The organism is Acinetobacter rudis, assembly GCF_031157835.1.
Classification (GTDB): Bacteria; Pseudomonadota; Gammaproteobacteria; order Pseudomonadales; family Moraxellaceae; genus Acinetobacter; species Acinetobacter rudis_A.
This window is the reverse complement of the sequence record NZ_JAVIDR010000010.1, coordinates 81,845-105,195: the sequence shown is the minus strand read 5'-3', so window position 1 is coordinate 105,195 and position 23,351 is coordinate 81,845. Positions and strand designations below refer to the sequence as shown.

Genomic DNA, 23,351 nt, shown 5'->3' with positions numbered 1-23,351 from the left:
CCACTATCCAAAACGAAAGTGCTAAACCAATTTGTAGGCAAAATATTGCCCTCTAGATGGACACTACCAACCTGATCCACAACATCGTGACCAGTACTAAATAAACTCATACTGTCACCACCTTAGGCTTAACATACCCGCCAAATGCTTGAACTAAACCAGCATTAACCAAACCAGTAACGATCTGCCCTGCTAACCATTGATTGATACGAAAACGCTGTGCCATGGCTTGTGAAAATTCTTCACGTGTAGCTGCTGCATTATTTTCGTCATAACCCTTAGAGCGTAAGTTTTTACGCTTGTGGTCGTGTAATTGATTAAGAACCTGCAAAGCAGGCTCAAAGAAAGACTGGATACTTTGTTTATCTGCGCTCATGAAACCTCCGCTAATGATTGCTCAGTTTCAGAAAGGCGACGTTTGGCTTTAAGTTCGGCTGTAGTGGCTGGACGGATATGGCTTACATGAACCAATTGTCCACCTGCCAGCCAGTAATGATCATTTGGTTGGTAGGCTTCAATTGTTTGAAGTGAGAATGAGGCTATGATTCCATCCACATAGACAACCACATCACCAATCGCATAATCCTGATCAGTGGTGTCTTGTTGATTGCCTAGTGTGGGCTGTTTTGGTATATTTGATTGCATATTCATTGGTCCTAAAATTAATGAATTACTGACCGCTTTTCATGCCAGTGAAAAGCGGTTTTTATTTGAATAAAATTCTCATGTATTCAGGTGATGTAAAGGCGTGAGCTAACATCACTCTTGTTGCTTCCGCAATTTCTGGTGAGCAATAAACATCGTTCTCAGGAACAATCTTCAATCGGAGTGCATCTATAAATGCACTTATAAACTCAACCTGCGTTAAGTTATTGTTATCTCTTTTATCAGTCTTCATTCTGGATACAGTACTTGCATCCACACCAAGTGACTCTGCAATTATTTTTTGACTACTTGAATCAAGCGCATGCAATATCAACGATTCGTTATTGCGTGCGCTTGCAGACAATTCAATAGATACTCTACTCATGGTTATTCCTAGGCCGCAGTAAATTTACTGTTATGAATATTTGGATTTAAAAATAAATGAGGATATTTCAGCTTTATTCCTGCTGGAATGCCCCTAGTAGTCCAATTCTGGACACGTTGTTTATTCTTAAAACCTAATAATTCAGCCACCTTGGTTGAGCCACCAAGAGCTAAGATTATTTCTTTATCTTTTGCTACAGACATATTAACCCCAGTAAACAAATGTTTAACACATAGTAAACACTGTGTTTTCTTGTGTCAATCATCATGTTTAACACAGTTTGTTTACTTTTGAGATAATATTCAGGATATCTAAACAGAGTTATGGAAATGCATGCGTCACTAGAGAGACTGCTCAAAGTTAGCGGTGGATTAAATCAGGAAGAATTAGCGCGAAAATTAGATGAACTCCCCCAAACTATTACTAACTGGAAGCGTAGAGGTGTATCTAAATCAGGAGCCCTAAAGGGTGCTGCTCTTTTTGGAGTATCTGCAAACTGGATACTTAGTGGGCATGATGATAATCAGAAAATTGAAGTTGCAAAGGTTGATAGTTGGACAGATGATACTGACCTTGATGACGAAGATGTTGAGATTCCATTTTATAAAGATACTCTAATCTCATGTGGTAATGGCAGCCTCGTAGAAATTGTAGGTAAAGAAACAAGAAAGCTACGGCTAAGCAAATCAACCCTGCGTAAATATGGGGTTTACGAATCAAATGCCTATGCTTTAACAGCATTTGGTGATTCCATGGCGCCTGTGATCAATAATGGAGCTACTGTATTTGTTGATATGGGTAAAACCAGTATAATTGATGGTCGTATTTATGCGATAAGCCATGGTGGATTGTTTAAATTTAAATACCTATACAGAATGCCTAAAGGTGGAGTTCGCATTGTTAGTGCAAATAAAGAAGAGTATCCAGAAGAGGTGCTTACATTTGAAGATATGAGAGATCAAGAATTTAGTGTCGTAGCTTACGCATTTAATGTGCAAAACCCTTTACCATAAAAGTAAACAAAATGAAAACTAGGCCGCTAATAGCGGCCTTTTTTAATTTGTGGAAAAACATTAAAGCAAACAAAATAAACATAAAATATTGACATTAGTAAACATGGTGTTTACTATCAACTCACCGAACAACAAAAAAGCACACCCGACGGTCAAATCAAATGTGCTTTTTTCTCAACAACAGGTGAATTATGAACGTAAAAAACCCATCAATCAATCCCAGTACTATAGGTCTTATGTTACGCAGACCGTTTAGCATGGTTGTTTTAGCCCTTGCGCTGCCAACTACAGCTCTTTTCATTTACAGCGGTAAGGTTAATCAGCAAGTCAGTGCTCCTGCTATCTCGGCTTATACACCTTCAACTTATGGCCTTGAGTCATTAAAGCTAACTAGCCCTACAACTGGCACGGCGATCATCACGCTTGATGACTTCATTCTAAATGTTGATTTCGACTATATAACTGTACCTGATAGCTATGGCTCTCATGGTACTGAGTTCACTAACGTTGAAGTCTCAGAACTTAAAGAAATTAAGATCAGAACTCTTGATGGCACAGAGTTCCGTGACTTCACAAATGCAAATGACCACCAGCAAATCAACGCAATGATCGTTGGTTATATCTTGCAGCATCATTTAGTGGAGGGCGTGTAAATGGCTCAACTATTTTTCGCTATGCACCGCGGTCGAGATGATGAAAACCGCCATATGGTTAGTCTTGGTAAAGATCACCCTGTTACTTATGTCATGGATGAAAATCATCAAATTTTCAAATTAGGTTTTAACAAAAAGCTAAGCCTAGTTTCTGATGAAGTTCATGCCAAATACCCTTGGATTCGAAGCAATATTTTTCAAGCTATTCGCAGAAATGCTGCATCTAATGCGCGCTCTGCAATTGAATCTAGACGTCGTAAACAAAATCGTTTCTTTGCGTAGGAGTGAGCTCAAATGGTTAATTCAAACAACCCAAACATGAAATTATGGTCTGAGTTGAGTATTACAGATCCTAGCAAAGTAAAACCAATTACTGGAAAGCAATATAAAGGCAATTCACCACAACCGTATTGGCTTGTACAGCGAGCTACTGAGCAATTCGGCCCTTGTGGTCAAGGTTGGGGAATTGAGGTTAAAGCTCAAGGGTATCAGCAACTTGATGCTGAAAACATCATGCATTGGGCTACTGTCATTTTCTGGTATATGAAAGATGGGGTTAAGTGTTCAACTGAGCACATGGGTGGCACCAAAGCTATGTATAAAACAAAAAGTGGTCTCTCATATGATGAAGATGCTCCTAAAAAATCCGTAACAGATGCCATGGTTAAAGCAATGAGTTTCTTGGGCTTTGCTGGTGATATCTTCTCAGGACTTTGGGATGACTGTAAGTATCGAGAATATGCTGCTGAACATCATAACCAAGGAAATCAGCAACAAGTACAACAACCAGTTGCTAATCAAGAAAAGCCCATAGCTCAACGCTATCAAGATGCCCTTAAAGCAATTGCTTCGGCTAAAAAGATAGACACTTTAAATAAGGCGATTAGTACATTTGGACCTACTCAATATGCTGCTGCCATCCAACGAGCATGTAACGCTCGTGCAGATCAGATGGGTTGGTCTACCCCACCAGTAAACCAAAATCAAAACCAAGCCAGTAGCCAAGTACGTCATTGAGGAAATAGTTAATGCAAAATCTAATTTCTGCTCAAGAAGCATTTAACGCAGTTGTAGCCGGCAAGCATGTGCTTTGCCGTGCTGTAGGTGAATTGATGGACTTTGACGATCTTGATCAATTCCCTGCAACTATCTTTGCTAAGCCTGGTTATGAATTCTGCATCAAGATTGAAACTATTGAAGTGGCTGGTATTACTTTTACTAAGCCTTTGGCGCTGGATGAAGTGGTAAAGGATCAAGAAATCTTCTTGGTAAGCAATACAGGAAAGATTACTCAAGGTAAGTTTATCCCTGAATATGCTGATTTAATTTTGTGTATTCAAAATGGCTTTGTACAACGCGATGCAGATAATGCTGAAAAGCAAATGAAAGCTATACATTCGATGCTTGGTGTTACCCATGATATTACACATCAAACCGTTGATTTTAACTCATACATGACTGGTGATGAAAAACCAAAATCGACACGCAAACCAAGGGTTAAAAAGGAAACCACTACTGTTGTAGAGACAGATGCCCATAACTCAACATCAAATGATGTTGTGGAAAAGACATCTCAAAGCAATATTCAAATTACTGCCGTTGGTAAGACGACTGCCAGTGAAGACAATATCGTTTCATTTGATTCTGTAAAAGCTGACATGAAGACTGAAAAGTCTTTACGTGATCGAATTGCTGCAGCTGAAAAAATTGAAGATTTAGAAGCCCTATTACCTGAGCTTAAAAAGTTACATGGTGAATCTGGTCATACAGTAATGACTGCTTATGAGCAAAAGTCACAAAAGCTTAAAGCTTCTGAAAGTCTCGATATAGATAAACTTAAAGATCTAACTTTAGCTGCAGAAGAAGCATTAACTGAAAATCAGGTTAAATCAAAGGCCTTAAAAGCTTCCTTTCAGACTGAACTATCCAGGTCTCAAAATGTTTTAACCGTTGAAAATGTCATAAGCTCAATTAATAAAAATAAAGATTTAACACAAGAAGATAAAGCAGACCTTCTTAAATTGGGTGATCTTCGTAAAAAAGATATTGTTAATGCTGAGTACAATGAAAAGCTTGAAAATCTAATGTATCGAGCATCAATTGCTGAAACACCAGCAGAAGCAAATGCACAAATCAGATATACAAAGGGCTGGACTGAGGCGCAACTTGCACCACTACATAGAGCAATCAGCAAACGCCTAACTGAATTGAATAAAGATAGCGTTACGGATCCAGCACCTTCTCTCATGCGTGACATTCAAAATGCCCAAGATTTAACAGAGCTTGATGCACTTGAAATTGATGTGAGTTCACGTGCCCCTGATATGCAAAAAGTATTAATGGCAGAAGTTGTAAAACGCCGCTTTGAGTTGGAGAACAGTTAAAGATGAAATCTCAAAAAGCATTCGTAGTTTTCCTGCTGAATGATGGTTATCAACCAGTGGAAACTAAACAAGGTGTTTCATATGTTCGTGATGGTTCTCCTACTCTACAGCTTAATTTTGATGGGTCTTTTAACCAATCACTTAAAAAGCGTTGGAATCTGTTTTTAAAACTGTGGTTGAAGAACGGTAAGGATTGGATAGAGGCTTTAGCCAAACAATATCGATTTAACTTTGATATTAAGTTAGTTGGGGTGAAGTGATGTCTAAATTTAAAAATCAAAAACCATTTGCCTTAATTACCCTAACTGATGCAGCTGAAGAAACACACATCATCATTGCTGGTAAACATTATCAAATTGGTGTTGTTGAATTTTTCACAGATGCGGATGCTCTATTTTGCAGAAACCAAGCATTAAATAAAAAAGGTGTTGAATCTGTTTTATTAAACACGCATGCCCTGCTTACACACTTTTACTCGCATGAAATGGAGTGCATAGAGCGAGAGCTTGGAATAGATGTTGTTAATTATGATATTGCTCAGTGAGGTGGTGTGATGAATATTCAGAAAGAACATGGTCGTGAGGCTTTTGAGGAATTTGAATTTCAAAAAAGACCTTTTGCTAGCAAGAAAGTCCTTTTTCAAAAATACGATCCTGCACGAATTGGTGACTGTGATAGCAATGAAGGTAAATACTATTGCGCTGAAATGCAGGAAAAATGGGAAATTTGGCAGCATGTTGCCCAAGTCGCACCAAAAGGTTTTGTTTTGGTGCCGAAAGAATTGAGTGACGGCGCTGCAGACAATCTAGCCTTGAATCAATGGGAAGTAAATAAAACACTCCTGTTGTTTCAGTATAGTGATTTAAATACTTTTGAGTTTGAAAAGGTACGCCTTAATTACTGCAAGAACATGGCAAATAAATTTAAGGTTGACTATAAAACCATGATCGAAGCTGCGGAGGGTAAATAGATGTCAAGATTAACAAAATTAGATCGCATGACTGACGATGAAAAATCTCGTCTAATTAATGACTTCCGTAACGCTCCTGATGATGCGGATTTTCCACCAGAAGCATTAGCTTTAGTTTATGGCTTCTCATTACCATGGTTACAGAAAAAACGGTGTGAGGGAAACGGTATACCTTTCTTTAAACCAACATCTAAAATGGTTTTATATAAAAAATGCGATGTCATTAACTATGTAAATGACAACCGCTTATCTCATACAGCTTAAGTTGCACCTGCCCACCACTGTGTGGGCATATTATTGGCTTTCCATTTGTGCAATATGGATAGCCTTATGTTCACCTAATATAGTGTCCTCAATTAAATTCATTGCTTCACGTAACTTCTTATCGCTGATTTGAATATATCCTGATGTTACATCGCCTGAATCATCATCATTCTTATGATTAAGCAATCTTTTAATTGTGTAATGTCCATAATCTAGGTTTTCAGCAACAGATCCGAATGTTCTGCGAAGATCATGGAATGTAAATCTGATTTTACAGATAGCGTTAATCTTGGATCTAACCTTTGAAATATTTACAATGTGACCAGATGCTGATTTTGCCGATGGAAAGACCCACTCACCATGAATTTGACGTCTTCTCTTTTTCATTAACGCAAGAAGAAAATCCCCCATTGGCAATGTGTGTGATTCCCCATTTTTAGTGTCTAGAGATGTAATGGTTCCATATTTCAAATCTATATTTCCCCAGGATAACGTCTCACACTCCTCTCGCCTAAATCCTGTTAAAACCAAAGTAAGCAAAAAGTCCCTATTGGTTTCTAGTGATTGCCCACGATCCTCATAAGTAAAAATTGCATTAATCCAATCAGGTATCTGGTCTTCATTAATATACGTCTTTCTTCTTTTAATTTTATTCCATGCTTTTTTTGCACTTAATGTCTTTACAGGGTTATATGGGATTAGAATTGGTTGATCATCATGATCTAAATAATGTTCTATTGAAAAATTATACACAGCCCGAAATACACGCATAGCCATATTTGCTTGAGCTTTAGAGCTTTCTGAAAGTAATTGATGCTTCTCTTGAATCATTTTCCGAGAAACTTCATCCAACTTAATGCTATGCCAGTCATCAAAATACTTATCAATGACTATCGTATAATCACTAACTGTTTTAGGTTTAAGTGTTTTATGCACCATGTAGTTATCAAATGCTTCTTTAACCGTTGGTTTTTGTTTCTTGGCATTTAATTGCTGTTCATTATCGGAAATTTTCTGTCTCTTCGCATCATTAGGATTAATCCCCTTTGACATCTCTAGAAGTCTTTCACGTGCCATTTCCCTAGCTTGAGCAAGGGTGATATTTCCGTGTAGACCCAAAGTAGACCGTACAGCACGGCCTAAGACTTTTTTTTCAACTATATATGTCTTATATGAGTTATTTACACGTACAGCAAATCCAATTAAGTCACTGTCTCTATAGATCGCAGGGGTTAATTCCAGTTGATCAATAAATGACTTTGTGAGCTTTACTCTTTGGGCTGACATATATAGAATCACTACGTATTGCGATACATGACAATATATCACACTATTTTCTACAGTCTACTATGCGTCTACTTGAAGAAAATACTTGATACTTTATTAAATATTAGTTAGTATTGCTTCGCACTAAAGGCATTGATATTAAATGCTTTCATGCAATAAGGGCCTATAGCTCAGTTGGTTAGAGCAGCGGACTCATAATCCGTTGGTCCCGTGTTCAAGTCACGGTGGGCCCACCATATATATCAAGGACTTACGTTAAAATGCGGAAAGTCCTTTTTTGTTTCTGCTCTCCATGTAAGCACTATGTAAGCAAACGAAATAAGTGCTAAAAAATCTATTAAAGCCTTAATCTTTCATTCCAATAGTATCCAAGTTTCATTAAAGCCTATAAATATAATTTCATTGAAACAGGTGACTAATAAATATACAATTTGATTGCGTAACAATTTCGAGTAACAATGATGAAAAACACCCATGGTGGCAAACGTGAAGGTGCTGGCAGAAAACAAAAATATGATGAAGCCACCAAAACTATTCGTGTTCCTGAATCCAGTATTTTAGAAATACGAGACTTTCTTAACAAACGAAAGAAATCGACTGAGATTTCAGATATTCGCCAAGTTGATCCAGTTACTCAAATTGAAATACCCTTAGCATCTGAGCGTATTCAAGCAGGCTTCCCTTCTCCTGCTCAGGATTATATTGATAAGAAACTAGATTTGAATGAACACTTAATCCGTAATGTAAATGCCACCTTTATTGTTCGCGTTAATTCCCTTTCCATGATTAATGCTGGCTTAGATGTTAATGACGAATTGATTGTTGATCGAAGTCTTGAAGCTAAGCATCGCGATGTGGTTATTGCATTGGTTGATAATGATTTCACTTTATACAGATCCATTCAGACCGTAGCTCAAATTTCCAAAATCACATAGATAACAATACTTGGTGGTAATAAAGAAATAAATTATATTGTTTTGGTACTTCATAATTTAGTAATGGTGTACCAAAATTGAATTATTTATAAAGCAGGATTATTAAATGTTTAATGTACTATTGTTTAGTTTTATTTATGGTATATTTTCCTCACTGTCCTCTATTTTTTTCACAAAAAAAATAACAAGCTTTTTTTTGGGTTTTTTTAATAAAGAACATACCTCTCAAAACCACATCATGTTTTCAAAATTATTTTTCATTTTAATTTTTATGTCTTTTTCACTATTTTTTGCTTTTTCTATAAGAATAGCCTATCCCATATTTTTTGAAGAAAGTTTAAGACATATCTTTATAAAAGTATTTTTTTCAACCTATTTTATAATTTTTTTGTATTTTCTTTTAGAAAAGATTGATCCTAGACCAAATAATGGATGATCTATCCCTTCTAAATTCTTCCCAATATTACCTGCTCTCGACTAAACGTATCTGATTCAAAGCTAGAATAGACTGCTGCAATTCTTTCTTGATATGCTGAATATGGCTCAAATCACACGATTTCGAGCCTGCCCTGATTCTAATTGCTGCAAATCAGGGTAAGGAATATTTTTTACTAATTTCATTTACTTTAGCTCTTTATTTCTTAATCTTAAAACAACGTATCTTTGCCAAAAAAGTAGCATTCCTGCAAAAATACATATGTAAGTTTTATTCTCAATAGAAAGAGCAATTCCTGTAAAAATTAAAGCAAATAAAAAAGAGAGAATTAAATTAGTCTTCTGACTTAATGAAGAACCAATTGCTAATTCAAGACTAAGGAGTTTGTTTAATATTTTCATCAAAAAATTATAAGTAAGAATAATTATCAATAATACCAAATAATATCTATTTAAGCTTTCCTGAATTTAACTTATGTTCACTTAAAACTAAGTTCATATTATACTTATATTATAAATTTATAATATTCAATTATTTAAAATCATACAGTTGGTTTTAAAAGCCTTATTCCATTGAGTAAGGCTTTTCTTTATAAAAATCTACTCAGGCCATCCATCACTTAATCGTCCGACATCAACTGCGTGTCCATCAGCTGCTTCTGCCATTTCTCGATATTCAGCGATGCACTCTTTGAGTATGTCTGAGCTGGTATTGACGTACTTAATAATGGTCTCACGGGGAGCTGTGGACATACGGCTTTTGGCTGTATAAATAGAAGTCTTCAAAAATGTAAAGTTTCCTTTACATTAAATGCAAAACAAACTAGTGTATGTAAAGTTTCCTTGACATATAAATCATATGAAAAATTTTCGTTATCCGTTAGAAATAGCTATAAGCCTAATACTATATTTTATAGTACTTACATTATCCTTAGCCTATCTTAAGAAAGATAATATTGATTACACTTTCCAAATTATTGTTACTTTATTACCAGTAATACCCTGCTTGCTTACTGTTATGAGTGTTATTAGACTTATCACTCAATTAGATGAATTACAGCGCCAAATTCAGTTATATGCACTTGCTTTTGCATTCACAGGAACAGCATTAACTACTTTTAGCTATGGTTTTTTAGAAAATATTGGATTTCCTCACTTTCCTATTTTTATGGTATGGCCTGTAATGGCAACTTTATGGGGTGTAGGTGTTGCAATTGGGATTTGGCGATATAGATGAAAAATATTATTTCTGAGTTAAGAGCTAAACAAGGATGGTCACAGCAGCAACTTGCTGAGCTATTACATGTCTCTCGTCAAACTGTAAATGCTATTGAGAAAGGTCGTTATGACCCAAGTCTCCCCTTGGCATTTAAGCTTTCAAAAGTTTTTAACCTATCAATTGAGGTTATCTTCCAAGATGAATCAAATTAGATCATTCACTTTAAATCTAAAATTTTTTACACATTAACTCTTCCATACAAAACTAAAGAATATTTTCTTAATTTTTAACTGGCCCTTATTCGAAAGTACTCACAATAGCCTTATGCTTCTCCTGACATTCGCTGTATTTAATATTTAATCACTGTATTAAGTGACCACAAAATTAATGCATTGTGCTGTAATTTTATCGAGATTTTTTTCTATATCATTCCAATTCCTTATATATTTTTGAAATTGACTATTAATGAGGTTTGAATCTAATGCTACTTGCATATAATAACCATCAACAACCAAAGCTATAAAATTTTGGTTATTTTCAATGATGACATAACTACCATTTAGCATTTGTAAGAAAGATCGAGACGTATAGTCTAAATACTCAACTCCAATGGGAGTCTTAGCAATCATTGCTGGAGAATAAGCTGCAAAGACATTTGCAGTTTTTTCATTATTATCTATAGGCATCCAATATAGAAAACCATCTGTTTGCTCTAAAGTTTCACATAACAACTTATATAGGCTTTGACTACATTGCTGGTTGTAATAATTTGAATAGTCTAATAAATTTACTTTTTTATTTTTAGAAATGACTAAAGGATCAAGATAAGGACGATGATTGATCCATAAAGTAAATATCTGAGAAATATTAGTATATTCTTGATTACTCCATTTCCCATAATAGGGTTTTAAGGGATCACTATCTTCGATCCAAGGTTTAGGTCTCATACTCATAAATTTAATCTCTTAATTTATTTAAATTTAGAGGTGCATCAGAGCCACACTTAAGCAGCTGAAATATATCTACTATACTTAACCTAAGTGCTTGTAGATCATTAACTTTTTTATCAATTTGGATAATTTTTTGTTTTAGTTTACTTTCTAAGTCTCCCTTATAAAACTGCCCTCCCTGAATTTCCGGTAAAAAGAGACGAATTTCAGTTAATGTAAAGCCAAGTTTTTTTGCAGTTCGAATGAACTGAAGTCGAGCAACATCTATCTCAGAATATAGCCGATACCCGTTATCTTGGCGCAATACGCTATGCATCAACCCTTCTTTTTCGTAATAACGTATTGTATCAGTTGATACTTCACACTTTTTGGCTAATTCACCAATATTCATACCCGACTCCGATCTAGATTAATATTGACTTTAGAGTTAACTCCAAAGTTTAGGATAAGTTTTTCATTAGTTAAACAAATTTCTATCTTGGAGAATATCTATGAATATTATGCAATATCAGAAGATCGTAAGGGTATCTGCACTTTATGATTTTATTTTTACATTACCATTTTTAACACCATGGACATTTTTAGTACTACATAAGACATTAAATACAATATCACCAGTCCCTCATTTTGACCCAATACATATTTTATTTGTGAATCTATTCGGTTCAATAGTCATTGTATGGTCAATATTAAGAATTCGCTCACCACTACCATTGTATGGATTTTATGATTCAATAGGTAGACTTCTATTTTCAACCTGGTTTTTCTACAACATTGTTTTTTACCAAGCCCACCCAGTTCTTGTACTTTTTGCCGTATTAGAGGTTTTATGGTTCATCATTCAAGCATATGGTTATCATAAAATTCGTAAAAATTTCAGCTCCACTCCTTCAGTAGCTATTAATGATTTGTCGTAAATAAAGATTTACTTTCACACTAAAAGTCTTGATTAAAAAATCAGGACTTTTAGTGATTAAACTTAGAATAGCTTTAATCAAAATCAGCAACCTCTCCTCTTCACAATTTGTGTCAAATTAAGGTTAGGCTCATACAATTAATAATTATTTATTACCATGAAAAAATGTGACTCAAGCAAAAGGATTTCCATATTTCTCAACGTAGGCGTAATATCCTATTGAGAATAATCTATGCTCTTTTTCAATTTCATTTTTTGCAGAAAAGTTTAACAATTTCAATATATTTTCAGAAAATTCAATCGCTGCTGTTCCATTTGCTGTAATCAAATTTTTATCCACCACCACTTGTTGAAATAAAAAATCATTATGATTTTTATAGCCTTGATAATCCTTCCAAATATCTAAAGCATTGCCCGTATGTTTATATCCTTTTAAATGTCCATGCCTCGCAAGAAAATCAACGGCTCCACATATGGCTGCCACTAGAATATTTTGTTCAAGTAGTTGGTGAATTAAGTTGTTTAGTTTCTTATTTTCTATGTTCCAACTATTTCCGCCAATTAAAATAAATAAATCCACATTTTCTTGAGAAATTTCATCTAAGTCACAATCCACAAGCGTTCGAAATCCACCAATAGATGTACAAACTCCTTGTTGCAGTGAAGCTATTTTCATTTGCCATTCAGGATTTACATTCAATCTACTCGCAATGTAACTTGCTTCCCAATCTGCATATTCATCCAATATAAAAATTACTGCTTGCTTCATTTTGCCCATACCTTATTTAAATTGAGTTTATGCAACCACCCAATTGTATTTTCCTAGATACTGTATTGGTCATAGTATGGCGCGTTAAATGAAATACTCATTATATTGTATCGTCTAATTTTTTTAAAAAAAGTTGATAATTTACTCATAATTCTAGCAAAGAGCATATTTACAGATAAAATTAGCCCATAAAAACCAGTTAAAAGGTTAATATTGTCAGGACTTATAATAATCGCTGCATAAAACACATTGATTAGAGTGAAAATAATATAGTGCATTAAAAAACTCACTGAAGTGGGTTAAATACTAAATAGATTTGAAACAAACTCTATGTTTACTATGAATTTTCTTAAAGCATGTCCATGTTTTTACCTTAGATTTCTTATCTACCTTATTAAGTTCACTACTCAAAAAATACATGTGTACTCCAGTAAGATTATCTAAGTTTTCTCCCATCTCAAAGCCACAGCCCCCTCTATTACACTTCGCAGACTGTTTAATACGATACGTTCTATTGCTAAAACTCAACTCTAAGTATGTACCATAAATACTCGTTCCGTAAGATACGAGACAAGGTCTTTGATGCTTCTTTTCATTCGAATCAAAACATTGCCTATATTGCTCTGTATCTTCAAATGCATACACTGTTAAAGGAAAAATAAGTAAAAAAAATAATAAAGCGAATTTCATTTTCAATCATTTAACAAATTTGTGCATATTTAATATCAATTTTAATTAAATTCTCAATCCTTCTTAACAATATTATCTAAATTTCATTTGCTACAGTGATTCGAAAAAGTCAAACCATAATGCAAAAAATATGACTGCAATTTAGAATCTGTCAAGTTTATAATTCAGCTTCATTTTGCTAATAAATCTTCAATTTTGAAATCTGCATCATATCTAGACCTGATAACATGCAGTAATTGATCAAACATTTTATGATAGTTTTCAGCAGTATCATCTGCCGCTTTAATTTTATCAGTAGCATCAATTACAGTCTTAGATAATTGTTCATTCTCATTGCGTAGTCGACTAAGCTCTTCTTCAACATGTAATCTTTTAAGCTCTTTATCTGCGCGCTCTAATTTTTCTAAAAGTGCCTTGTTATTCATATGCCAACCTCCAACTTTTAGAGTAATTATACTAAATAATTATGACCATATTCTTAATATAAGTCATCTGAATTCAATATATTGATATATAAATATCTTATTTCTATTCATTCAGTCCAAAACTATTTTAAATGTTACAGAGTCAACTCATATTTACTTCAAGACTAAGATCTTAATAAATTTAAATTTATTTTATAATCATCTAATATCTTGATAAAATGATATTTATCCCAACTAGATCAATATCTATAGCTCAGGTAGCTCACAGCAAATCTGATCCTCATTATCTACATTTTGGATATTTTCCAAATAGTATTACAATATAAATATGTCATCATATTCTTAATATAATCAAAGTCATATTCCTCTAGCATAGTAGTCCAAAGGTAATTTTAAATGCAAAAAAATAAACTTGTCTTATTTCTAGCTAGTCTGTTTATTCTTAGTTCTTTAAGCTATATTCTTACAAAATCAATCCAAAACCCAACACCCACAGAAGTAAAAAATGATTTTTTAGTCACCAATCAAAAAATCATAAATAATAAAGATCAGGTAGATATGGATGTTAAATATGTAGACAATACAAATACCGTGCAATGGCTCAACTCTCTTTTTCATATCAATTCCAACCTTCAACTTAATCGTGATAGAAAAATTATAGAACTTTCCAATTTATTAGAAAAAAATAAAAATGATCCTATTGCTGTTCGTGAAATTATGGTTAATTTAGGCCAACTTAATCCTGTTGAGGTGATTGAAGAAATACTGCCTTTTTTAAATCATGAAGATGAAAGTGTCCAAATAGCAACTATTGGAGCATTAAATAATGCAATGATACTAACTGATTCAGAGTTAATTCAAAAAAGATTCATATCTAAAAATGACACCCAACGAAAAAAAATTGCCCCTGCAATTAGAAATTTACTTCAAAATCCCCAATTATCTTCCAATACTCAAGATGTCATTCTAAGCTGTTATGCCACAACAAATCCCTCTATAGAAGATACACATAACATGGTGCAATCATTAATGAACAGTAGTTCAATTAGCCATAATACGGCTGGGTATTTAGCATCCACAGTTCTAAATGGTAAAGAAATAGATAATATAATTAAGTTACTTAATCAAAAAAATACAGAAGATAAAAATGAAGTTTTAACCGCTATTAATGTAAATATTGTGGCGAACCCACTCACACTTGAACTATTAGATTTTACAGCAAAAAAGAAGTTATATGATTTTATTATTAAAAATCCACCATTAGATCAAAATGGATTTTCTTTAAATCAGAGTGATGAATGGAAAATGGCACTAAATACTTTACAGCAATCACTTTCCCTAACATCTCATCGATAAGTCGATGAGATGTTAAAATGCTAAGTTAAAGCAAGCTATTTAAACCTATATGAATGGTATTTAATCTTTTCACTTACTAAATTTAGAAAAATCCAAAATTAATGATCACCATTGATCTTCTTATGGAAAAAAGATAAATTTTCAATAAAAACAATTCATTAAAATTTTAAATGGGAGATTTTACTCCCATATTAATCACACCACTACTAGAATTAATTTACCTAAACTTCAAATTGTTAAATATTAGTTTTAAAACCATATTTCCAATACAGTTTAATCAAATATAATAATGTGTTAATCGGCAGTCAGACTATCAAGAAAATCATAAGTCGGTATAAAAAATAACGTTCCTGATATTGGCGTACTAAAATTTAAAAGATGATCTATATAGCCATCTTCATTACCAAGAAACATATTTTTGAGCATTTGTTTTGTCACACTAAAAGAACGTGCATAACCAATAAAATAAGTACCATATTCATTTTTTAAAGGGTGAGCAAAAGCAATATTAGCACGTAAAATTTTCATTTCATTGCCATCTTTATCATAGGCCTTGCTTACATTGTTATGTGCAGTAGCCGGCTTTTCATGATCTCCCAATTCCATATCATTAAATTTACGACGCCCAATTACTTTTTCTTGTTCTTCCGTAGATAATGCTTGCCACTTTTGCATGTCATGTAGGTACTTTTGGGAAAAAGCATAGCTTCCATATTTAAAGTTTGGATCTTCATCTCCTATAACGGCATATTCGGAGGCAATCATACTTTCTGGATTTTCAGTACCATCAACAAAACCAATAATTGCACGACCATCTAAATAGCGGAAACCATGGGTTTCATCAATAGTCGTTGTACAATCGCTCAATTGTTGATGGATTATCGATGTAAGCTCAAAACAAACATCCTGACTATCTGCACGTATATGAAAAAAGATATCGCCAGGTGTTGATACCGCAGTATGTTTTTCACCTCTGATTTCTTCAAAAGGAACTAATTCCTTAGGCTTTGGTTGATTAGGAAAAAGTCGGTCCCAAGCACTTGAGCTAAACCCCATAATGGCATTAAAGTGACTATTTAAAAATCGCTTCGTAAGACTTCTAATTAGTGCTGTGAAATTACCAGCAAAGCTGCGTATTGTATCTAATGCAGCAACATCACTATTAATAGTTAAAGTAATAAATACAGCATTCTCACCTGGCGGATTGACAACAGGTTGAACTCTTATGTTTTGCATAGAAGATACGCTCTCTAAAGTTATTTGGCTATTTTCATTTTTAGGAAATATCATATAGATTAAAAATCAGAATAGTCCCTGTACTTATATAACATTAATACCAAACAAAAATGCACGTAACAATACAACTCATCTAAAAATATTATTAAAATTATATTAATTTAACTTAACTTATTATTTTAATTTAAAATAAAGTGGAAATTTAAGCCATTGATAAATGTTGGTTAATATATAATGATTATAATATTTTTAAAGCTACCCCCTTAATATAATGTTGAAAGAGCAGTTAGAAAAAGAACTTCCTCAAATTTTATTGACATCTGTACAGAACATCATTCATGGAAATCATGTTAAGGGTAAAGAACTTACTCTTGATCACTCAGCAGTTTTTCCTTTCAAGCTGACAGTAACGATAGATTGGAATTTTATTTTAAAATGGAACAATGAGTGGATTGCAGGAGGAAAGCCTGCGGCAGTACATAGCGGTAAAGACTTAAACCATTTTGAAGCTATACACGAAAATCATGTTGATGATGCTACAAATAATAAGATTAGACGTTTAGATTTTATTAATGATTATAAAAATGCTGGATCTAGAGGGTTAGTTTACAATCAAAATAAAACAATTCATGAGTACCCTACCCATTCTTATCAATATCATTGTGATCAATGTAGAGGACATGGTGAATATAACTGTTCAAATTGCACAGGAAGTGGGAAAAAACAATGCAATCATTGCTGGGGTACAGGACAAGTCCAAGAAACTTATACGGAATATAATTATTCAAATAGGAACTATGAACAACGTTTAAGATATGTATCATGTGGTCATTGCCACGGCGGAGGAAGAACTACATGCTACAACTGTAGTGGTTCTGGGCGCCAACAATGTTCGACTTGTTCTGGATATGGCTATTTTACTTATTATCGTAGCTCTTATTTAGTTGCTATTCCTTATAATCAGTATAGTGTTAACTGCCAAAAACATGCACAAGAGTTAATCGATTATCTTTCAGAATGTAATCATGAACATTTATATCAACAAATATATTTTAATGGTTTTAATTATGAGCCAAATGGTCAATCTTATGAAAGGTTTACATATTATGGTGATAGCTTTATCACAGAAATTTTTGCTAACTTACGTTCCACTCAACACCATATAGTTGGCTATAGTAACCCACCATTGCCGTTTATTCGCTCTGGAATATTTGATCAATTATTTATCGAAGAAATTACTGCTCTTGAGCAATATCAAGATACAGGAAAAAAGATTTCAAAAGAAAAAGCGCTAAAATTTTTTAACGAGTTTTCTGGACAGCCTGTACTCGAACGCTCTCTTCGTGGTGTAGCGAAACATCGTACTTCAACATCACAAGATCATACGGCAATGATTCAAGAGCTATGTTCTTATTTTATTACTCAGCTTTCAGCCCAACGATTATCGAATGGGATTAATGCTATTTTAGATAAAGTATCACCTGCATATAGCGGAATTGTTTGGAGCATTGCTGCATTCATTTACTTCATATCAGCAGGTATATATATTGAATATCTGTTTGAGACATCCGTTATTAATGGAGTCTGGAGTTTAATTCTCGGAATTATTTCTTTTCTATTTTTCACTTTACTATATTACTGTCTATACAGTATTGTAACCTTTCTTCTTAGTGTCGCTGTATGTACTTATAAAAGTCGAAATGTCCCTACTGAGTTTCGTCAAAAAATAAGAAATAAAGAACCTTTTTTTACTACCGCTTTTGCTGGCTCATTTCTTGTTATCATAATGGGCGTCTACGGCTATACTGCATACAATAAAACATGGTTACCACATGCTGGCCCTACGCTCTTAAATTTTTTGTTTAAATCAGCAAGTTACATTATACCCAATCAATTAGTGCATAAATACTGTCAACGTGACAACACATACTCCTACTATAGTAATGAAAAGCTTATTTGTAGATCCAAATACTTTGTTGATATGAATCAATTTTCAGATCGCACATATTTTATCATGGACCCTAAAAGTAGAATTCAAACTTTTCTTAGAAATGATAATCCTGAAATTATTGTAGATGGAAAAATTGGACCAAAAACTAAGGAGGCAATTATTAAATATTTTGAAAAACGTAATATTAGCTACAATAAAAACTGGTCATATAATCAAATTGCAGTACAAATGGAGATAGCCAATAGAGAGTATTAATATATGACCACAAAAGATGATATTTAAAAATATCTACGATCTATAGCTTTATACAGATAGATACAATAATAAGCCTTATACTAAACTCTCACCCTATAATTAATCGTTCAATATTAAATATAGGGTTTTTATATTCCATATAATTGATTAAAACAAATGAGACTCTATTCAATTTTTAAAAATCATTATCAAATTCTAACTTATCTATTACCTATTTAAGACATTTTTAATTAAACTCATAACTATCTTTTGATTGACTACTATGAACAATAAACATACAATTTGATTTTGCAACATATTCGAGTAATAGGTATGCCCAAAAACACTCATGGTGGTAAACGTGAAGGTGCAGGTAGAAAGTTTAAATACAATGAAGCCACGAAAACTATACGTGTACCTGAGTCACGTGTTTTAGAAATTAAAGAATTCCTTCATAAAACAAAAAAAACCATGGAAGTTATGAATATTCGACAAATTGAACCCACGACTCAAATTGAAATTCCATTAGCCTTAGAACGTATTCAGGCAGGCTTTCCTTCCCCCGCACAAGATTATATTGATAACAAACTTGATCTCAATGAACATTTAATTCGTAATATTCATGCAAGCTTTATTGTTCGTGTCAATTCTCTATCTATGATAAATGCTGGTTTAGATGTTAATGATGAACTTATTGTTGACCGAAGCCTAGAAGCAAAGCATCGTGATATTGTGATTGCTGTAATTGATAATGACTTTACTGTTAAGCGTTTAATGATTGAAGCTGGTGTATATTGGCTTAAAGCAGAAAATCCGGACTTTGATGATTTACACTTTAATGATGGGCAAGAACTCATTATTTGGGGTGTTGTTACACGTGTCATAAAAAATTTCCGATGAAACAAAAAAATAAAATCTTTGCCCTCATAGATGTAAATAACTGCTATGTAAGCTGTGAACGTGTATTTAATCCAAAACTCAACAATATCCCCGTCATTGTACTATCCAATAATGACGGTTGTGTAATTGCTAGATCTCAGGAAGCAAAAGATTTAGGTATTAAGATGGCTGTACCTTTTTTTAATATCAAAGAAATTGTACAAAAATACAATGTGCAGGTTTTATCAAGTAATTATGCCCTTTATGCTGAAATGTCTATGCGCTTTCACTCGATTTTAGCGGAATTTGTTGGTCCTGATGATCAAGAGATTTACAGCATCGATGAATGTTTTTTAGATTTATCTACATTTTATGAATCATTCGATTTAACAAGCTATACCCAAGAAATGCGAATACGTATTTTAAAATGGCTAGGCTTACCGATTTGTGTGGGTATTGGAAGAAGTAAAACGGAAGCCAAAATTGCAAACTATCTTGCCAAAAAAAATACACACCTAAATGGTGTATGCAATCTGGTTGATATGGACCCCTGTTCAACTGAACTTTACTACCAACATATAGATGTAGGTGAAGTCTGGGGCGTGGGTAGGAAGCATGCTAAAAAACTTAAAAACATGGGGATCAGCTCTGTTTTAGACTTAGTTTACACAGATCATTATTATATGAAAAAGCTATTTTCTGTGGTCATGGCTAGAACCATCATGGAATTACAAGGAACATCATGTATTGAAATTGAGGATGAACCTGCACCTAAAAAACAAATTATTGCTAGTCGATCATTTGGTGAAAGAATTACCGAATTGAATGACCTCAAAGAAGCCTTAGCAAAATATGTACAAGATGGTGTAAGACGTATGCGAGCCAATCAAACACTTTGTTTTTGTGTCATTGTATTTGCCCAGTCGAGTCCATTTAACCCTAATATTCCTTTTTATAACGCGTCAAAAAGCATCACGCTATTTGAACCTACCGACAATTTAATGGACTTGATTAAAATAGCACTCAAACTACTTGAATCCATCTACAAAGAAGGTATTCAATTTAAAAAGTGCGGGGTGATTTTTAATCATCTTATTGATAAAAACTCATACACTCCTGATTTACTGATTGAAACCCATCATACTAAAAAAAATGAAAAATTAATGTTAGCTTATGAGGCAATACATAAAAAATATGGCAATACCAAGTTGGCTATTGGCCCATGTTACCTTCCTGATAGAATTTGGAGCATGAATAGAGCTAATTTAAGTCGAAATTATTTTAGTAAGGATGGAATGTTAGTCGTTAATTAAGCTTTATATAGTTTATTTTACAGTATTGAACAAAATATTAACTATGATTAGAAACTGATATCTATTCCAATAGGTTTAAAATTATGGCAATAAATGGTCATTGCTTGTGTGGAAAAATTCACTTTTTAGTTCACAAGAATATTCAGGTCATATATCACTGTCATTGCAGTTTATGCCGCAAGCAAAGTGGTACTGGTGCAAATGCTGCCACCCTAGTGGATGAAAAAGTATTTGGTTGGTGCTCGGGTACAGATTTTATTAGCACATACAAAAAGGACTCTGGTTTTACCTCTTGTTTCTGCAAAAGCTGCGGCTCCCCAGTTCCAAACAAAGTTGGAAAAAGCACATTTATTTGGATTCCATTCGGTTTATTAGATGAACAACCCACCATTACTCAAAGACTAAATTTTTGCCTGAATTCAAAAAGCAGCTGGGCACCTTTCATCTCTGCAAATAAAGAATATTTAGAATTACCAGACTGGGAAGAATTAGAAAATTATTTTCAATAAAATACTCAAGTTGATTTAAATATTATTGATTTTTAGTCATTAATAATTTGATAAAAGTTGCATTTATCTCAAGAAAAACCTCAACTACACTGCAGTCATGAATTTATAAGTGAGTGCAATATGAGTAATATCCTAATTATTAATGGCGCAAAAGATTTTGCACATTCAAAAGGCGAATTAAACAATACGCTCACAGTACTAGCTCAAAAAGTACTGAGTGACTTAGGACATTCCATTGATGTTTCTTTAGCTGATAGCGCCTACATAGCTAAAAATGAGGTTGAAAAATTTCTTTGGGCAGATGTGATCATTTATCAAATGCCAGGATGGTGGATGGGTGCTCCATGGACAGTGAAAAAATATATAGATGATGTATTTACAGAGGGCCATGGGTCTTTATATGCCAATGATGGGCGTACACGCTCAGATTCAACAAAGAAATATGGTTCAGGCGGATTAATTAAAGATAAAAAATATATGCTTTCTTTAACATGGAATGCTCCAGAAGAATCATTTACAGATAAAACCCAATTCTTTGAGGGAATCGGAATTGATGGAGTGTACTTGCCATTTCATAAAGCGAATCAATTTCTAGGCATGCAACCAATGAAAACATTCCTAGCTACAGACGTAATTAAAGCGCCCAATGTTCATTTGGTTGAACAACAATATCGTGAGCATTTAATAAATAATTTTTCTTTTTAGTGGGAGGATAAAATGTTAACGATTATTGCTCAGATTAAAATAAAACCTGATCATTCCCACTTTGAAAATGTCATTAACTCTTTTAAAAAGACTACACCCATAGTTCTAAGAGAGGAAGGTTGTTTAGCCTACAATCTACTTATTGACCATGACAGCCAAGCATCTTATCAAACACACTTACCTCATACCATCATCATGATCGAACAATGGCAAAGTATGCAACATTTAGATAAGCATCTTTTAACAGCACATATGCAAGATCATCATGAAAGAGTTAAAAATGATGTCATTGATGTCAAAATTAATATTTTAGAAAATGGATTTAAGTAAGTAGTCAAAATTACTAGGGCTCACTTTACTTTTTTGAACTCTACCCTTCGAGTTGAACATTTCAATTTGAAGGGTATTTTTTTATCTAAATGAAACAACCCATAGCAAGACTGCATCAGAACACATTCCATGCAATGCATTCAAACGTGTCCGATAGCATACATTTCAGAAGATCATATTGAGCAACCAGGTTTTGATACGTATAAAAATATCATGAATTTGTGCCCAATACGTTTGATGATTTGGAGTTATCTGCGGAAATGTTGAATACAATGAATTACATGTAGGATACTTTTCTTGTAACTTCTTTAAATAATAAACTTGATCATGTTCTATAAACCCATCTAATAAACCTACAGCATGAGAAGACATATCATGACAACGTCCTTTTGACCTATCCCAAGCAGTAAAATAAACAATTGGCTTCTCGATAAACAGTATATCATTTTGACATTTTAATAATGAAAGTGTCTCTACTGAATAATCATGTACTTTGTTTCCATCTGAGGTATAGGCTAAGCCAATAATTAAATCATCTCTACGGATATTTGAAATATTAAAATTACTTGCCCATTGATATGGCTCAGCATAAGTAAACCATGTTTTAAAACTTCTAAAAGGAAATGTTACATGCTTCATTTTTACATCATATACATTTATAGAATGAGTAGATGGTTGGGTTTGAATTGAATCAAAACGAGCAATGAATACATCATTAGCAGTCAGTGGCATACATGCTAATGCTCGATTAGGCACTAAAAAAGCATATAAAGCACTCATAACTAAAATAATGCACTGTTTTTTATAAACAACCATCTATATTTTATTCTCCATAAATTAGTAAATTAAAACTACTCCAAAGGCCCCTTATATTTAAAGCAAAGCATTAAACCTAACA

The 23,351-nt window shown here is 33.5% G+C and carries 32 protein-coding genes and 1 tRNA gene; 21 read left to right on the top strand and 12 right to left on the bottom strand.

Annotation, left to right across the window (positions count from 1 at the left end):
• Window positions 1-106: 106 nt before the first annotated feature.
• The 4 genes from RFH42_RS10590 to RFH42_RS10575 all read right to left on the bottom strand — a co-directional run bounded on the left by RFH42_RS10590 (window position 107) and on the right by RFH42_RS10575 (window position 1,233).
• Window positions 107-376: a hypothetical protein gene (locus RFH42_RS10590; RefSeq protein WP_308975557.1), complete on the bottom strand. Its 270-nt coding sequence runs from the start codon at window positions 374-376 to the stop codon at window positions 107-109.
• The gene (locus RFH42_RS10585; RefSeq protein WP_308975556.1) at window positions 373-645 is read right to left on the bottom strand and encodes a hypothetical protein; all 273 of its coding nucleotides are present in this window, start codon (window positions 643-645) and stop codon (window positions 373-375) included. Before RFH42_RS10585 ends, RFH42_RS10590 begins: the two co-directional genes overlap by 4 nt.
• 61 nt (window positions 646-706) lie before the next feature.
• The gene (locus tag RFH42_RS10580; protein WP_308975555.1) at window positions 707-1,030 is read right to left on the bottom strand and encodes an XRE family transcriptional regulator; all 324 of its coding nucleotides are present in this window, start codon (window positions 1,028-1,030) and stop codon (window positions 707-709) included.
• An 8-nt stretch (window positions 1,031-1,038) separates the two neighbouring features.
• Window positions 1,039-1,233 (bottom strand): hypothetical protein, encoded by a 195-nt coding sequence (locus tag RFH42_RS10575; protein WP_308975554.1) that lies wholly within the window; start codon window positions 1,231-1,233, stop codon window positions 1,039-1,041.
• 126 nt (window positions 1,234-1,359) lie between these two features.
• Here RFH42_RS10575 and RFH42_RS10570 point away from each other — a divergent pair, with 126 nt between their 5' ends.
• The 9 genes from RFH42_RS10570 to RFH42_RS10530 all read left to right on the top strand — a co-directional run bounded on the left by RFH42_RS10570 (window position 1,360) and on the right by RFH42_RS10530 (window position 6,314).
• A complete protein-coding gene (locus RFH42_RS10570) occupies window positions 1,360-2,043 on the top strand; it encodes a S24 family peptidase (RefSeq protein WP_308975564.1) in 684 nt (227 codons plus the stop codon).
• 236 nt (window positions 2,044-2,279) lie between these two features.
• The gene (locus RFH42_RS10565) at window positions 2,280-2,696 is read left to right on the top strand and encodes a hypothetical protein (protein ID WP_308975553.1); all 417 of its coding nucleotides are present in this window, start codon (window positions 2,280-2,282) and stop codon (window positions 2,694-2,696) included.
• Entirely contained in the window at window positions 2,697-2,978 is a 282-nt protein-coding gene (locus RFH42_RS10560) for a hypothetical protein (protein WP_308975552.1), read from the top strand. It begins immediately after the preceding gene.
• A 12-nt stretch (window positions 2,979-2,990) separates the two neighbouring features.
• Window positions 2,991-3,713 (top strand): hypothetical protein, encoded by a 723-nt coding sequence (locus RFH42_RS10555; protein ID WP_308975551.1) that lies wholly within the window; start codon window positions 2,991-2,993, stop codon window positions 3,711-3,713.
• Between the two features lie 11 nt (window positions 3,714-3,724).
• Complete coding sequence (locus RFH42_RS10550; protein WP_308975550.1) at window positions 3,725-5,080, top strand: hypothetical protein; 1,356 nt, start codon at window positions 3,725-3,727, stop codon at window positions 5,078-5,080.
• A 2-nt stretch (window positions 5,081-5,082) separates the two neighbouring features.
• The gene (locus RFH42_RS10545) at window positions 5,083-5,340 is read left to right on the top strand and encodes a hypothetical protein (RefSeq protein ID WP_308975549.1); all 258 of its coding nucleotides are present in this window, start codon (window positions 5,083-5,085) and stop codon (window positions 5,338-5,340) included.
• Window positions 5,340-5,624: a hypothetical protein gene (locus RFH42_RS10540; protein WP_308975548.1), complete on the top strand. Its 285-nt coding sequence runs from the start codon at window positions 5,340-5,342 to the stop codon at window positions 5,622-5,624. The genes RFH42_RS10545 and RFH42_RS10540 overlap by 1 nt, the downstream gene beginning before the upstream one ends.
• A 9-nt stretch (window positions 5,625-5,633) precedes the next feature.
• Entirely contained in the window at window positions 5,634-6,050 is a 417-nt protein-coding gene (locus RFH42_RS10535; protein ID WP_308975547.1) for a hypothetical protein, read from the top strand.
• The gene (locus RFH42_RS10530; protein ID WP_308975546.1) at window positions 6,051-6,314 is read left to right on the top strand and encodes a DNA-binding protein; all 264 of its coding nucleotides are present in this window, start codon (window positions 6,051-6,053) and stop codon (window positions 6,312-6,314) included.
• Between the two features lie 30 nt (window positions 6,315-6,344).
• Here RFH42_RS10530 and RFH42_RS10525 read toward each other — a convergent pair whose 3' ends face one another.
• Window positions 6,345-7,601 carry a tyrosine-type recombinase/integrase gene (locus tag RFH42_RS10525; RefSeq protein ID WP_308975545.1) on the bottom strand — a complete coding sequence of 419 codons (1,257 nt, stop codon included), beginning with the start codon at window positions 7,599-7,601 and terminating at the stop codon, window positions 6,345-6,347.
• 159 nt (window positions 7,602-7,760) lie between these two features.
• Here RFH42_RS10525 and RFH42_RS10520 point away from each other — a divergent pair.
• Both RFH42_RS10520 and RFH42_RS10515 read left to right on the top strand, forming a co-directional pair.
• Window positions 7,761-7,837: transfer RNA gene (locus tag RFH42_RS10520), tRNA-Ile, on the top strand.
• Window positions 7,838-8,062: 225 nt separating this feature from the next.
• Window positions 8,063-8,536, top strand: coding sequence for a LexA family protein (locus tag RFH42_RS10515; RefSeq protein WP_308975563.1), 474 nt, complete (start codon window positions 8,063-8,065; stop codon window positions 8,534-8,536).
• A 1,035-nt stretch (window positions 8,537-9,571) separates the two neighbouring features.
• Here RFH42_RS10515 and RFH42_RS10510 read toward each other — a convergent pair.
• On the bottom strand, window positions 9,572-9,757 hold the full coding sequence (locus tag RFH42_RS10510; protein WP_308975544.1) for a hypothetical protein: 186 nt from the start codon (window positions 9,755-9,757) through the stop codon (window positions 9,572-9,574).
• 73 nt (window positions 9,758-9,830) lie between these two features.
• On the opposite strand from RFH42_RS10510, the gene RFH42_RS10505 reads away from it, so the two are divergent.
• The gene (locus RFH42_RS10505; protein WP_308975543.1) at window positions 9,831-10,208 is read left to right on the top strand and encodes a hypothetical protein; all 378 of its coding nucleotides are present in this window, start codon (window positions 9,831-9,833) and stop codon (window positions 10,206-10,208) included.
• Window positions 10,205-10,402: a helix-turn-helix transcriptional regulator gene (locus RFH42_RS10500; protein WP_308975542.1), complete on the top strand. Its 198-nt coding sequence runs from the start codon at window positions 10,205-10,207 to the stop codon at window positions 10,400-10,402. Before RFH42_RS10505 ends, RFH42_RS10500 begins: the two co-directional genes overlap by 4 nt.
• A 156-nt stretch (window positions 10,403-10,558) precedes the next feature.
• Here RFH42_RS10500 and RFH42_RS10495 read toward each other — a convergent pair whose 3' ends face one another.
• Together RFH42_RS10495 and RFH42_RS10490 are read right to left on the bottom strand one after the other, a co-directional pair.
• Window positions 10,559-11,143, bottom strand: a complete 585-nt coding sequence (locus tag RFH42_RS10495) for a hypothetical protein (protein ID WP_308975541.1) — start codon at window positions 11,141-11,143, stop codon at window positions 10,559-10,561.
• Between the two features lie 4 nt (window positions 11,144-11,147).
• Window positions 11,148-11,531 (bottom strand): MerR family transcriptional regulator, encoded by a 384-nt coding sequence (locus RFH42_RS10490; protein ID WP_308975540.1) that lies wholly within the window; start codon window positions 11,529-11,531, stop codon window positions 11,148-11,150.
• 100 nt (window positions 11,532-11,631) lie between these two features.
• On the opposite strand from RFH42_RS10490, the gene RFH42_RS10485 reads away from it, so the two are divergent.
• Entirely contained in the window at window positions 11,632-12,057 is a 426-nt protein-coding gene (locus RFH42_RS10485) for a hypothetical protein (RefSeq protein ID WP_308975539.1), read from the top strand.
• A 171-nt stretch (window positions 12,058-12,228) separates the two neighbouring features.
• Here RFH42_RS10485 and RFH42_RS10480 read toward each other — a convergent pair whose 3' ends face one another.
• Entirely contained in the window at window positions 12,229-12,825 is a 597-nt protein-coding gene (locus RFH42_RS10480; RefSeq protein WP_308975538.1) for a type 1 glutamine amidotransferase family protein, read from the bottom strand.
• 860 nt (window positions 12,826-13,685) lie between these two features.
• Window positions 13,686-13,940, bottom strand: coding sequence for a hypothetical protein (locus tag RFH42_RS10475; protein ID WP_308975537.1), 255 nt, complete (start codon window positions 13,938-13,940; stop codon window positions 13,686-13,688).
• A 396-nt stretch (window positions 13,941-14,336) separates the two neighbouring features.
• On the opposite strand from RFH42_RS10475, the gene RFH42_RS10470 reads away from it, so the two are divergent.
• Entirely contained in the window at window positions 14,337-15,296 is a 960-nt protein-coding gene (locus tag RFH42_RS10470; protein WP_308975536.1) for a HEAT repeat domain-containing protein, read from the top strand.
• Window positions 15,297-15,590: 294 nt separating this feature from the next.
• Here the strand turns inward: RFH42_RS10470 and RFH42_RS10465 are convergent, their stop codons facing one another.
• Complete coding sequence (locus RFH42_RS10465) at window positions 15,591-16,532, bottom strand: Dyp-type peroxidase (RefSeq protein ID WP_308975535.1); 942 nt, start codon at window positions 16,530-16,532, stop codon at window positions 15,591-15,593.
• A 271-nt stretch (window positions 16,533-16,803) separates the two neighbouring features.
• Between RFH42_RS10465 and RFH42_RS10460 the strand changes: the two genes are divergently transcribed.
• The 6 genes from RFH42_RS10460 (at window position 16,804) to RFH42_RS10435 (ending at window position 22,453) form a co-directional block, all read left to right on the top strand.
• The gene (locus RFH42_RS10460; protein WP_308975534.1) at window positions 16,804-18,738 is read left to right on the top strand and encodes a hypothetical protein; all 1,935 of its coding nucleotides are present in this window, start codon (window positions 16,804-16,806) and stop codon (window positions 18,736-18,738) included.
• Between the two features lie 312 nt (window positions 18,739-19,050).
• Window positions 19,051-19,617, top strand: a complete 567-nt coding sequence (locus tag RFH42_RS10455; RefSeq protein ID WP_308975533.1) for a LexA family protein — start codon at window positions 19,051-19,053, stop codon at window positions 19,615-19,617.
• On the top strand, window positions 19,614-20,909 hold the full coding sequence (locus tag RFH42_RS10450) for a Y-family DNA polymerase (RefSeq protein ID WP_308975532.1): 1,296 nt from the start codon (window positions 19,614-19,616) through the stop codon (window positions 20,907-20,909). The genes RFH42_RS10455 and RFH42_RS10450 overlap by 4 nt, the downstream gene beginning before the upstream one ends.
• Before the next feature lie 83 nt (window positions 20,910-20,992).
• Window positions 20,993-21,418, top strand: a complete 426-nt coding sequence (locus tag RFH42_RS10445) for a GFA family protein (protein WP_308975531.1) — start codon at window positions 20,993-20,995, stop codon at window positions 21,416-21,418.
• Between the two features lie 120 nt (window positions 21,419-21,538).
• A complete protein-coding gene (locus tag RFH42_RS10440) occupies window positions 21,539-22,123 on the top strand; it encodes an NAD(P)H-dependent oxidoreductase (RefSeq protein WP_308975530.1) in 585 nt (194 codons plus the stop codon).
• A gap of 12 nt (window positions 22,124-22,135) precedes the next feature.
• A complete protein-coding gene (locus RFH42_RS10435; RefSeq protein WP_308975529.1) occupies window positions 22,136-22,453 on the top strand; it encodes a putative quinol monooxygenase in 318 nt (105 codons plus the stop codon).
• A gap of 165 nt (window positions 22,454-22,618) precedes the next feature.
• On the opposite strand, the gene RFH42_RS10430 is transcribed toward RFH42_RS10435, so the two are convergent.
• Window positions 22,619-23,269 (bottom strand): hypothetical protein, encoded by a 651-nt coding sequence (locus RFH42_RS10430; protein WP_308975528.1) that lies wholly within the window; start codon window positions 23,267-23,269, stop codon window positions 22,619-22,621.
• Between the last annotated feature and the right edge of the window lie 82 nt (window positions 23,270-23,351).

Bases quoted from the DNA above. Each gene is read 5' to 3' on its own strand.
- RFH42_RS10590 (WP_308975557.1), bottom strand. From the start codon at position 376: ATGAGCGCAGATAAACAAAGTATCCAGTCTTTCTTTGAGCCTGCTTTG.
- RFH42_RS10585 (WP_308975556.1), bottom strand. From the start codon at position 645: ATGCAATCAAATATACCAAAACAGCCCACACTAGGCAATCAACAAGAC.
- RFH42_RS10580 (WP_308975555.1), bottom strand. From the start codon at position 1,030: ATGAGTAGAGTATCTATTGAATTGTCTGCAAGCGCACGCAATAACGAA.
- RFH42_RS10575 (WP_308975554.1), bottom strand. From the start codon at position 1,233: ATGTCTGTAGCAAAAGATAAAGAAATAATCTTAGCTCTTGGTGGCTCA.
- RFH42_RS10570 (WP_308975564.1), top strand. From the start codon at position 1,360: ATGCATGCGTCACTAGAGAGACTGCTCAAAGTTAGCGGTGGATTAAAT.
- RFH42_RS10565 (WP_308975553.1), top strand. From the start codon at position 2,280: ATGTTACGCAGACCGTTTAGCATGGTTGTTTTAGCCCTTGCGCTGCCA.
- RFH42_RS10560 (WP_308975552.1), top strand. From the start codon at position 2,697: ATGGCTCAACTATTTTTCGCTATGCACCGCGGTCGAGATGATGAAAAC.
- RFH42_RS10555 (WP_308975551.1), top strand. From the start codon at position 2,991: ATGGTTAATTCAAACAACCCAAACATGAAATTATGGTCTGAGTTGAGT.
- RFH42_RS10550 (WP_308975550.1), top strand. From the start codon at position 3,725: ATGCAAAATCTAATTTCTGCTCAAGAAGCATTTAACGCAGTTGTAGCC.
- RFH42_RS10545 (WP_308975549.1), top strand. From the start codon at position 5,083: ATGAAATCTCAAAAAGCATTCGTAGTTTTCCTGCTGAATGATGGTTAT.
- RFH42_RS10540 (WP_308975548.1), top strand. From the start codon at position 5,340: ATGTCTAAATTTAAAAATCAAAAACCATTTGCCTTAATTACCCTAACT.
- RFH42_RS10535 (WP_308975547.1), top strand. From the start codon at position 5,634: ATGAATATTCAGAAAGAACATGGTCGTGAGGCTTTTGAGGAATTTGAA.
- RFH42_RS10530 (WP_308975546.1), top strand. From the start codon at position 6,051: ATGTCAAGATTAACAAAATTAGATCGCATGACTGACGATGAAAAATCT.
- RFH42_RS10525 (WP_308975545.1), bottom strand. From the start codon at position 7,601: ATGTCAGCCCAAAGAGTAAAGCTCACAAAGTCATTTATTGATCAACTG.
- RFH42_RS10515 (WP_308975563.1), top strand. From the start codon at position 8,063: ATGAAAAACACCCATGGTGGCAAACGTGAAGGTGCTGGCAGAAAACAA.
- RFH42_RS10505 (WP_308975543.1), top strand. From the start codon at position 9,831: ATGAAAAATTTTCGTTATCCGTTAGAAATAGCTATAAGCCTAATACTA.
- RFH42_RS10500 (WP_308975542.1), top strand. From the start codon at position 10,205: ATGAAAAATATTATTTCTGAGTTAAGAGCTAAACAAGGATGGTCACAG.
- RFH42_RS10495 (WP_308975541.1), bottom strand. From the start codon at position 11,143: ATGAGTATGAGACCTAAACCTTGGATCGAAGATAGTGATCCCTTAAAA.
- RFH42_RS10490 (WP_308975540.1), bottom strand. From the start codon at position 11,531: ATGAATATTGGTGAATTAGCCAAAAAGTGTGAAGTATCAACTGATACA.
- RFH42_RS10485 (WP_308975539.1), top strand. From the start codon at position 11,632: ATGAATATTATGCAATATCAGAAGATCGTAAGGGTATCTGCACTTTAT.
- RFH42_RS10480 (WP_308975538.1), bottom strand. From the start codon at position 12,825: ATGAAGCAAGCAGTAATTTTTATATTGGATGAATATGCAGATTGGGAA.
- RFH42_RS10475 (WP_308975537.1), bottom strand. From the start codon at position 13,940: ATGAATAACAAGGCACTTTTAGAAAAATTAGAGCGCGCAGATAAAGAG.
- RFH42_RS10470 (WP_308975536.1), top strand. From the start codon at position 14,337: ATGCAAAAAAATAAACTTGTCTTATTTCTAGCTAGTCTGTTTATTCTT.
- RFH42_RS10465 (WP_308975535.1), bottom strand. From the start codon at position 16,532: ATGCAAAACATAAGAGTTCAACCTGTTGTCAATCCGCCAGGTGAGAAT.
- RFH42_RS10460 (WP_308975534.1), top strand. From the start codon at position 16,804: ATGTTGAAAGAGCAGTTAGAAAAAGAACTTCCTCAAATTTTATTGACA.
- RFH42_RS10455 (WP_308975533.1), top strand. From the start codon at position 19,051: ATGCCCAAAAACACTCATGGTGGTAAACGTGAAGGTGCAGGTAGAAAG.
- RFH42_RS10450 (WP_308975532.1), top strand. From the start codon at position 19,614: ATGAAACAAAAAAATAAAATCTTTGCCCTCATAGATGTAAATAACTGC.
- RFH42_RS10445 (WP_308975531.1), top strand. From the start codon at position 20,993: ATGGCAATAAATGGTCATTGCTTGTGTGGAAAAATTCACTTTTTAGTT.
- RFH42_RS10440 (WP_308975530.1), top strand. From the start codon at position 21,539: ATGAGTAATATCCTAATTATTAATGGCGCAAAAGATTTTGCACATTCA.
- RFH42_RS10435 (WP_308975529.1), top strand. From the start codon at position 22,136: ATGTTAACGATTATTGCTCAGATTAAAATAAAACCTGATCATTCCCAC.
- RFH42_RS10430 (WP_308975528.1), bottom strand. From the start codon at position 23,269: ATGGTTGTTTATAAAAAACAGTGCATTATTTTAGTTATGAGTGCTTTA.